Origin of the sequence: Glutamicibacter sp. NPDC127525 (assembly GCF_042672105.1) — a bacterium.
Classification (GTDB): domain Bacteria; phylum Actinomycetota; class Actinomycetes; order Actinomycetales; family Micrococcaceae; genus Glutamicibacter.
In genome coordinates, this window is record NZ_JBHXVN010000005.1 from 372,794 (window position 1) to 381,560 (window position 8,767).

At 55.9% G+C, this 8,767-nt stretch carries 4 protein-coding genes; 1 reads left to right on the plus strand and 3 read right to left on the minus strand.

All coding sequences use genetic code 11. The features are described from left to right. Window positions 1-87: 87 nt before the first annotated feature. The 3 genes from ACFVHU_RS14145 to ACFVHU_RS14155 all read right to left on the minus strand — a co-directional run bounded on the left by ACFVHU_RS14145 (window position 88) and on the right by ACFVHU_RS14155 (window position 4,991). Entirely contained in the window at window positions 88-1,038 is a 951-nt protein-coding gene (locus ACFVHU_RS14145) for a class C sortase (protein ID WP_286134068.1), read from the minus strand. A 96-nt stretch (window positions 1,039-1,134) separates the two neighbouring features. Next, window positions 1,135-2,631 (minus strand): SpaH/EbpB family LPXTG-anchored major pilin, encoded by a 1,497-nt coding sequence (locus tag ACFVHU_RS14150; RefSeq protein WP_388024915.1) that lies wholly within the window; start codon window positions 2,629-2,631, stop codon window positions 1,135-1,137. 131 nt (window positions 2,632-2,762) lie between these two features. After that, window positions 2,763-4,991: a SpaA isopeptide-forming pilin-related protein gene (locus tag ACFVHU_RS14155; RefSeq protein WP_388024917.1), complete on the minus strand. Its 2,229-nt coding sequence runs from the start codon at window positions 4,989-4,991 to the stop codon at window positions 2,763-2,765. 2,121 nt (window positions 4,992-7,112) lie between these two features. Between ACFVHU_RS14155 and ACFVHU_RS14160 the strand changes: the two genes are divergently transcribed. Beyond that, on the plus strand, window positions 7,113-8,767 hold a 1,655-nt coding region (locus tag ACFVHU_RS14160), incomplete at its 3' end, for a sigma-70 family RNA polymerase sigma factor (RefSeq protein WP_388024918.1).

An 8,767-nucleotide genomic window follows, 5' to 3' on the forward strand; every position in this document is an offset into this window, starting at 1 on the left:
AAGACGTATCTCTCGTGAGAGGTTTGGCTGTTATCGGAATACTTCTAACTCTGCATGCTGTTGGAAGCCGTAAACAGCAAATGGTACTCATGTGTTTTCTTCAGCCATGCGCTTCGAGGCGCGGGTATGTCTGTTGGCCTGCGCGTAGCCAGCGCGCCAGACGAATGCAACTGCCGCTAGAAGCACAGCGCTCAGGACTACGGCCCACCACGGAAAGCCAGGTAGTTCGGATTTTTCTGCTGCGGCGAGTTCATCTGCTGGTGGAGTCGGTGTTACTCGCACTGCATTGACGAGAATCCTGTGGCTGTTCAGCCCGAGAGGAGTGCAGGTAACAAGTGTCAGCATGTCGGTATTGGCGACAGGGAGTATAGCTTCGGTTTCGTCTGGGTCAATGACCACCGTTTTTACAACTTCGTAGGTTAAAGTCTGATCGAGCACCGAAACAGTTAGGCGGTCTCCGATCTGTGCCCGATCCAGATGGGTGAATAGCGTAGATTCCGGTAGTCCGCGGTGCGCTGTCAATACAGAACGGGTTTCATTTCCACCGACCGGCAGCGAAGTTCCCTCCAGATGGCCAATGCCGCGTTGCAGTGTTTCGTCACTTGTGCCGTGGTAAATAGGAAGGTCAATGTCGAGAGATTCATATCGAAGGCGCCCCATGAACCCGTTGCCGGTGGTGTCCAGCATTGAATCGTAGTCCAACTTTTCTTCAGCGACGTTGATGTCACTGCTGGCGATGTTCTCATTGGCCCGGTATACCGCGCCACTAGCTAAGGCGTCATTGTACTCATGGGCGCGGCTAATCTGTTCTGCCCGATATGCTGCGTCATTGGTCGGAGCTTCTCGCATCTCGTTGAGCGCCATCTCAGTCACGCGGGACTGCTCGCGCTGCGAGAACCATGACGCCGTGCGAGGATACATGAAAGTCATGACTCCTGCGAGGATCAGGATGGCCGCGAGGCTCTCCAGCCAGGGCAGCTTCCAACTCCGATGGCGCCCGCTGTGCGGTGCGTGACGCCTAAGTCTCGATGTACTCACTAGTTTTCCTCATAGGTGGTGAAATAGATTTGGCGGCGGCACATGAATGCACCGCCGCCAAATTCTGGGCCTTTATACGTTCAGGCCAGCTGGAGCTTAGGCATCCTGCTTGTTGTTACGGCGACGGGCTGCGAGGAGGAGTCCTCCGCCTGCCGCAACGATTACCAGTCCGCCTACGGTCAGCAGGATCGTGCCCTGAGCACCGGTCATCGGAAGATCTGGACCTTCAGTCTTGGCGTTCACCACGGTCATCGAATTGACATTGTTCTCACCCGGGGTGATGGTGACAGGATTGTCGATTGGCGTTGCGGTGTGGCCAGCTGGAACCACAGTTTCATAAACGCAGTAGTCCTTGGATGGGGCAGGCGCCGCTGGACCGTTGTCAACGTTGGTGATCCAAAGGCCCAGAGGGCTGCTGGCTGGGGTGGTGTGGCTCCACTGCACAAGACCGTTGGCATCGGAGGTGCCGGTGGCCACGGTGCCATTAGCTGGAGCTTCTGCCGGGCAGGTCTCACCGGTGAGGTTGAAGACCTGGAACTCAGCGCCTGCCAGCTTTAGCGCGTTGGGCTTGGAATCATCGGTCTTCAGAATCGAGAGTTGTCCCCAATAGGTGTAAGGAACTTGTTCGCCTGGAACCGTGGTGCCGTTGAAGGTGCTCTTGTAATCGTCGTTCGGGATAGCCCCGTTGCCGACAGAAAGCACGGTGGTGTCGAAGCTAAGAGCGATGCTTTCGCCCATATTCGCATCGAGCACTGCGCGGCCAGCTGCGGTGAAGGTCCACACGGCGTTTCCAGTGACGTTGTAGTGGGTTCCTTGAACAAGTGGCGTACCTCCGACCGTGGCAACTGTCGACTCAGCTACGTAGCGCAGGCGGGAATCGAGGGCGTCGCGAACGATGGCTTCAGTGAACTTCTCGCCATTGTTAAGGGTAGGTACTGGAACGTTCAGCGTCCAGGTCACATCGCTGCCTACGGTCAGTTCGGACTGTGCAGGATCGATGGTCTTGGTTGGTTCATCCAGGATCTGGTTCTTCGGGTCGGCTACTACGTTGTAGTTCCAGCCGCTGCCTTCGGCACCTTCAGAGGTAGGGATCGAAACATAGAAGTCCGGGACCTTGGAGACGATGTTGTTTTGGCCTGGGTCAGTTTCGCGAACGAAGTAGACACCTAAGTCCAAGTTGAAAACAGTAGAGCCATCCACTGTCGACTGGGCAACATCGGTACCTGAAATCAAGCAGTACGGCGCGGAAGGAGCAGCTGGTGCAGAGTTGAACAATCCGTTCAAGCCGTTCCAGTCGGTAGCCGCAGACAGATCGATTGGATCACATGAATTCCCTGCGTTGAGCTTACCGACCTGCTGCACGGTGAATTCAACCCCATCAAGCAAGTTTTCGGGGTCAGGAGTTTCCCCAGTACCAACGGGTGAACCCGAATACTTGTTCACCGTCAGGGTGCCGCTAGACGGAGCGCCCGGCTGGTCGGGGCCCACAGCTGCAAAGGCAGGTGAACCAAGAAGCAGCAGCCCGCTAGCTGCGATCGAGATGGCTCCAATGGCGGCGGTTGCGCGCCTTAGGAGCGGATTCTTAACGGTCATTGTTTTTCCGTTTTCCTTTCGTTCCCTCACCGCGCATCGGGTTCGGGTGGACTGATGAATTGTTCTTCGAGTGGATTCGAGATGAGGGATTAGTGTGCGCATGATGCGGGTTTTACAAGGAGGTATTGATGTTATGAAACCCCCTGACGGCGTTTGCGCAGACGGATAAGCCCTGCACCAACAAGACCCGCGGCCAGGATCCCGCCACCGAGCATGCTGTAGAAATCACTGCCTAGCCCGCCAGTCAGTGGTATTGCCGGGCCCTCGCGCCGGGTGTTCTCAATTGGGCCGAGGTCGAGAGTCAGGGTATCGGCAGATACTTCAAACACGAGTGGGTTTTCGAGTGGGTAATAGCCAGCTGGTGCTTTGGTTTCTTCCAACTGGTATTCTCCCCATGGCAATTCAGGTATCTTGAAGCCGCCTGCCCGCGGATCACGGTCTGCACCGGTGCACGAAGAAGCTTCCTGCGCGGTGCAGTCCTGGATTGCTAGCCCCTGCCCGCCATTGAAATTCGATGGCCCGGTGAGCGTCCACTGCGATCCGGAGAGGGCCTTGCCGGCCTCGTCGATCTTTTCCCAGTGAACTGCTCCGCTCTTGGGCTTATTGGTGAAGGTGCATTCAGCAACGTCACCTGGTTTAAGACCTGTCAGGACTGAAGCCGCTGAAGAGAGGCTTTTTTCTGCTTTGGCTCCGCCGGCACTAGTCACCGAGCACACACCGCTGACGAAGTCGTACCCGGTCTGCATGGTCTCGCTGATAGTCACGTTGGCAGTGGCCGTAGGATTGTTCGGAAAATTAATAGCCCATGGTGTCGCGACCTCGCCATCGGCACCAGTCAGCGCGGTTGCCGGGGTGCTGATGCTGGTTCCAGAACTGCTTCCGGCTGCCAGGGTGGCGCCTACGGTCCAGTTGTTGGCTGGTTTAGGGTTCTGTCCCTTGAAATCCTGAAGGTGCTTTCCGATCGATACGCTTGCCGGTTTCAAGCTGTTGACGAACGTGCAGTCAACTACGTCCCCAGGAACGATTCCAGCTGCAGGATTGTTGTCCGGACCGGTCAAAGCGATAGTCGTTTTGGTTCCGTCAAGCTTGGTCACGTCGCATTTTCCGCTAGCGAATTTGTAACCGTCCTGCATGACTTCGCGTACTTTCAGGTCAGCTTTGTGGGTGCTTGCACCGAATTGGAAACGCCATGAGGACGATCCTTCCGCATTCGTCTGCTGCGTAGTTGCTGATGGGCTAGAAGATACGGAGCCGGTTACAGATTGCGCAGCAGCGCCTACAGTCCAGTTCCTTCCTGGCTGAGGGTTCTCACCTTTTGAGTCGGTGACTTGCTTGTGGACGTTCACTTGCGCGATGAGCGGTGAATTGTAGAACCGGCATTCCACTGCTTGGCCGCTGGAAGGAATCGTGATTTTTCCTGCAGTACCTGTGCCTTGAACGGTTTGAACGCCATCGACCAGACAACGGTAGCTAGAGGCGTAGTTGCTTAGGGTTGTGGTTCCTGCGGCGGTTTCCGCGAAATGCAGTTCGACATTGCGTACAGTCGGCAGGGGACCAACACGCTCGGGCTGCTGCCCATTAGCGTTGCCAGTAGTTGTTGCCGTGCCGATGACAGTGCCGCTAGCGCTTCCCTGGCGTAGGGACAAACCGAATTGATCACCTGATGCTACACGTCCACCTTCAACAAACTTCTCAATGGTGATGGTCGGCGGTGATCCGCATGATGCGAGGTCCGTACTTCCGCCGAAATTCGAGCTCACGACGGTTTTCGGATTGCTCCACCCAGGCATGTCATAAGATTGCACAATATCGCCCGAGCTCAGATAACCCTTGCCGTCGGCGTCGAAGGCAACACCGTTGACGTTGGTCGTGGTGTTATTAACCGTGTTACTGACTGACGAAGTTATAATTCCGCCATTCGCAGACGCCAGATTAGCTGCCGTCACAGAGTATATGGTCGCAGTGCTTCCGGAGCCACGGACAACGAAGAGGTTTCCGTTCGCATCGAAACCCATGTCGCCGTTCGCCGCAGCGGTGGATCCAGTATCTGTAGCGATCCGCCCTTTGTAAGAGATCGCATTTGTCGCAGGATTGTATTCCCATAGCTGGAATGACCGTGTGCTATTGCCGGTAGGGGTGTAGCCGCCGATGTAATAGCGACCGGTGCCCAGATCGACTGCTCCTGCAACGAATACTGCCGAACGATTCAGTGTGCTGGAGTTTACCGCAGCGCCGGTGGTGGACCAGGAACCTGTGTTGACGTCGAAACGGTAAACCGTGGCACCTAGCGTGTCCGTGCTGCGGTGGTAAGCGAATACTGTGGATCCGCCGGCACCGATTCCTAGGCCGTTCATCTGCATGTTTGCCTGGTTGACAGCACTGCCCAGGTTTGAAACAGCTCCATCTGGTGCAACGGCACGGATTTGTCCAGCAGAGGTCAGCCCGTAGACATATCCGGGACCACAGATTGGGGAATAGGTTGCCGCAGCTCTAAGAGCTCTGGACTCCACTACGGAAGCACCCGACTCTTTGGCTGTTGGTTCCGAAGAACTTGGCTCTGGCTCAGGGTCAGTGGTTGACTCGACCGACTTCGAGCTGGAGGGGGACGGCGCTGGTGTTTCCGAAGGATTGTTCAGGAGAGCCGAGGGGAGCGATTCGTCGGTTATACCGGACGACTCTTCCAAGGAGGAGCCCGATGGCTGCGCAGATTCGGAAACTTCAGGGCCGGCAGTGGACGCTGGACTCTGGGATGCCATTACTGAAAGTTCGCCAGTGTCGGAAGTGGTGCTGGACAATGGCGTGGCAAATGCGGCCCCGGAGTACTGAAAACTTAGGCTTCCGATTGCAACGAGAGCTGCGCAGAAAATGAGCCAGTTCCGAGCTCTTCGGTGCTGAAGAACATCCCGGCCTTGGGAGTTTCTTGGCGCTGGCAGGCCGCTAGGCAACTTGGTTCTGCCGTTACTTTTGCGAGTGCGACGATTCTCGTAGTGCTTGCCCAGCATTTATCGTTCCCCAACTGATGAAAGGCGTGGGGAAGAATGTCACTAGGAAAAGGAAACAAAACCAGAGAGAACTCGCATTAAGCGTTTAACGAAAAATCCCCAAGGTAATAAATCCAGGCCCCCACACCTGAATGTATGATTCGGGATCAACCTACCAAGGAGTTGATAAATAGTCATCTTTGGACTTAGTAACATTTCGTAATAAAGTTTGCTCTCATGCATTTCGATGGGTGCATTCGGGGCCGCTATCCTAGGCCCGACCAAGGGCGTCGATGAGTTGTCCGGTGTCCAATTTGGCATAGCCTCCGCCCACGTCGGATTAACTGGTGGAAGGGCGTTCTCGCAGCTATTTCTACTTCCTGAGAGGGGCATCCTTCCGAAAACTGGCAAGCATTTCGGCGTGGAAAGAGGGTGGGCTTGATACCAGGCTTGTCGAGCTGGTTAGTGAAGTCGTTCGGCGCTATGTGCGCGATGGCATCAACGTCACCGAGCTGATGTTTCCCAGTTGCGCGTTCGGCGATGACGACTTGGAGAATTTCGCGAAGTTCAGTGAGTGCCCTTATTGGCCGAGGTCGGCTGACGGAACGATCGATTCTAAGTCAGATTAAATCTACCTATAGCGGTCAAACCCGGTCACCTCGATCATGAAGAAAGTGGCTGGAACTCTGGACGAAGCCGGTCCGGTGCTCACCATGGATGTGCGATCACCTGCCAACGAAGATCCGAGGGGGACGTCCTGATCCCGGCCAAGATTACGGGCAGCTTCTGAACGTTGTTGACCGCCTGAACATCTGGAATTTTCGGGGCATCGCATCGTCCAATCGGGTTTCGACAGACGAATTGGTGTAGCGGTACATGAAGCAGGAACCTGAAAATTATTCCTTGGAAATCGGGCGTTGGGAAGGCGCAGGCTCCATGCGCAGCAGATCCGTGAGCAAGGAACTGCGAAATGCCGAGGGCCATTCGTTGCTGCATGTCTCCGCTACCCCACTTCGTTGATGGACGACAGCGTAGGGTCCGCATTGGAGGGGGCTTCGAGCCAATTTCCTGCTACTCGCCAGGATGCGGACCAGCCGTGGAATCTATACGAACTCCGGCTCGAAGAAAAAATTCCAAATTAATACGGATTCTTGCGTCATGATTCCCTTTTCCGCGTATCTAAGTGGTGTAGGCGCTGAACTGGGCAACAAGGAATTATGAGGTTTCGAGACGTCCAGTTGTCTTATGGGGAAGATGCTGACGGGTGGGCGAGTTGCAAGTTTGGGGGATGGAACTCGCCCACCTTTCGGGATTTTCAGGTCCATTTCACAGATATATTGGAAAAATCCTGATATGTTCTAAAGGATGAAAATGGCGCCCAAACTCGGGCGGCATCGTCGACGGGGCGCAGGTTGCCGTTAGTCGGACCCAGGGGTTGGGGAATCTTTGGGGGGCGGCTGCGAGCACCTGCCTTGTCGCACGAAACGTTATGGGGACGTAGTGACAATTGATTCTGGGGCACGCTTTACTGAAGTCGGCGATGCAGATTTAATTCGTGGTGTTAGGACAGGAAGCCGCGAAGCCCAGGACCACCTGTATCGACGGCACAAGCAAGTGGCGCTGAATGTAGCGTTCAGGCATACGAACTCTCCTTCCGACGCCGAGGATGTTGTCTCTGAAGCTTTCTTGCGGGTCTTCCGCATCATCGAGCGTGGGGCAGGACCGGATGAGTTCTTCCGCGCCTATTTAATGACTGCGGTATCCCGTGAAGCTTTTTCCAGGAATAAGTCGGCCACGAAGCAAATTGCTGTCGAGGATGTCCAGGAATTCCTTCCAGGCGATGCACACGCGGACGAAGCGATGGAACGCCATGAATCCAACTTTGCCATCGCTGCGTTCAATGCCTTGACCGAACGCTGGAAGACGGTGCTGTGGCTCACCGAAGTAGAGGAACTGCCGCCGAGAGACGTCGCGCCAATTCTAGGAATGACACCCAACGCGGTTTCAGCATTGGCGGTACGGGCGCGCGAGGGATTGCGTGAAGCCTATTTGGCCGCGCACATGAATGGTCAGTCTGGGGTTCCTGCAAATTGCGCCGACATTCGAGAGCATTTGCCTGCCTTTATCCGAGGTACGTTGGGGATCCGGAACGAGCGTGATGTCAAAGAGCATTTGAAATCGTGCCCGAACTGCGCAGTAGTGTTCGGGGAATTGAACGAAATCGGTGCCACGTTGCGCGCTTATGTCCTTCCTCTGTTTGTTGGCGGGATAACTGCGCTGGGGATTCCTGCCTCGGGAGGTATTGCTGGAATGGGATTTTCAGCTGCCTCAGCAACGGTGTCTGCGGGAGCTACTGCTGGTACAGCATCCGCTGATGCATCGGGCGCCGGATTGAGCATAACGGGAGGAAGCAGCCTGGCCGTCACTTTGGGCATTGGGTTGGTGAGCGTCGCCGTAACCGCGTCCGCTATCGGCCTGATACCGAAACTGATTGTTCAGGAGGAAAGGGAACGGGCCGCACCGTCCAGCGCGGACCAGACCCAGCCGCAGGTGCAAGGTGTTGAAGCCCCGATAGCTGGGGCCCAGCCACCCGTCGTAATGAGCGGTGCCATGTTCTTACGAGACATGATTGGGCAAATTGTTCCTGATGCGAAGGACGATCCAGCAATCACAAACCAAGTGGAGTCGCCATTCAGTAATCTATTTGTCCCGCTGACACATGTGCCAGCGGCTATGCCGTCGCCTGAAGAGATCTCTGAATCTACTTTTGATTCGACTCCGGAACCGACTCCGGAACTGACGGTTGAGCCGACTCCGGAACCGACTCCGGAACCGACTCCTGAACCGACGGTTGAGCCGACTCCGGAACCGACTCCGGAACTGACGGTTGAGCCTACGGTTGAGCCGACTCCGGAACTGACGGTTGAGCCGACTCCGGAACTGACGGTTGAGCCGACTCCGGAACTGACGGTTGAGCCGACTCCGGAACTGACGGTTGAGCCGACTCCGGAACCGACTCCGGAACTGACGGTGGAGCCTACGGTTGAGCCGACTCCGGAACCGACTCCGGAACTGACGGTTGAGCCGACTCCGGAACTGACGGTTGAGCCGACTCCGGAACTGACGGTTGAGCCGACTCCGGAACTGACGGTTGA

Bases quoted from the DNA above. Each gene is read 5' to 3' on its own strand.
- ACFVHU_RS14155 (WP_388024917.1), bottom strand. From the start codon at position 4,991: ATGCAGATGAACGGCCTAGGAATCGGTGCCGGCGGATCCACAGTATTC.
- ACFVHU_RS14150 (WP_388024915.1), bottom strand. From the start codon at position 2,631: ATGACCGTTAAGAATCCGCTCCTAAGGCGCGCAACCGCCGCCATTGGA.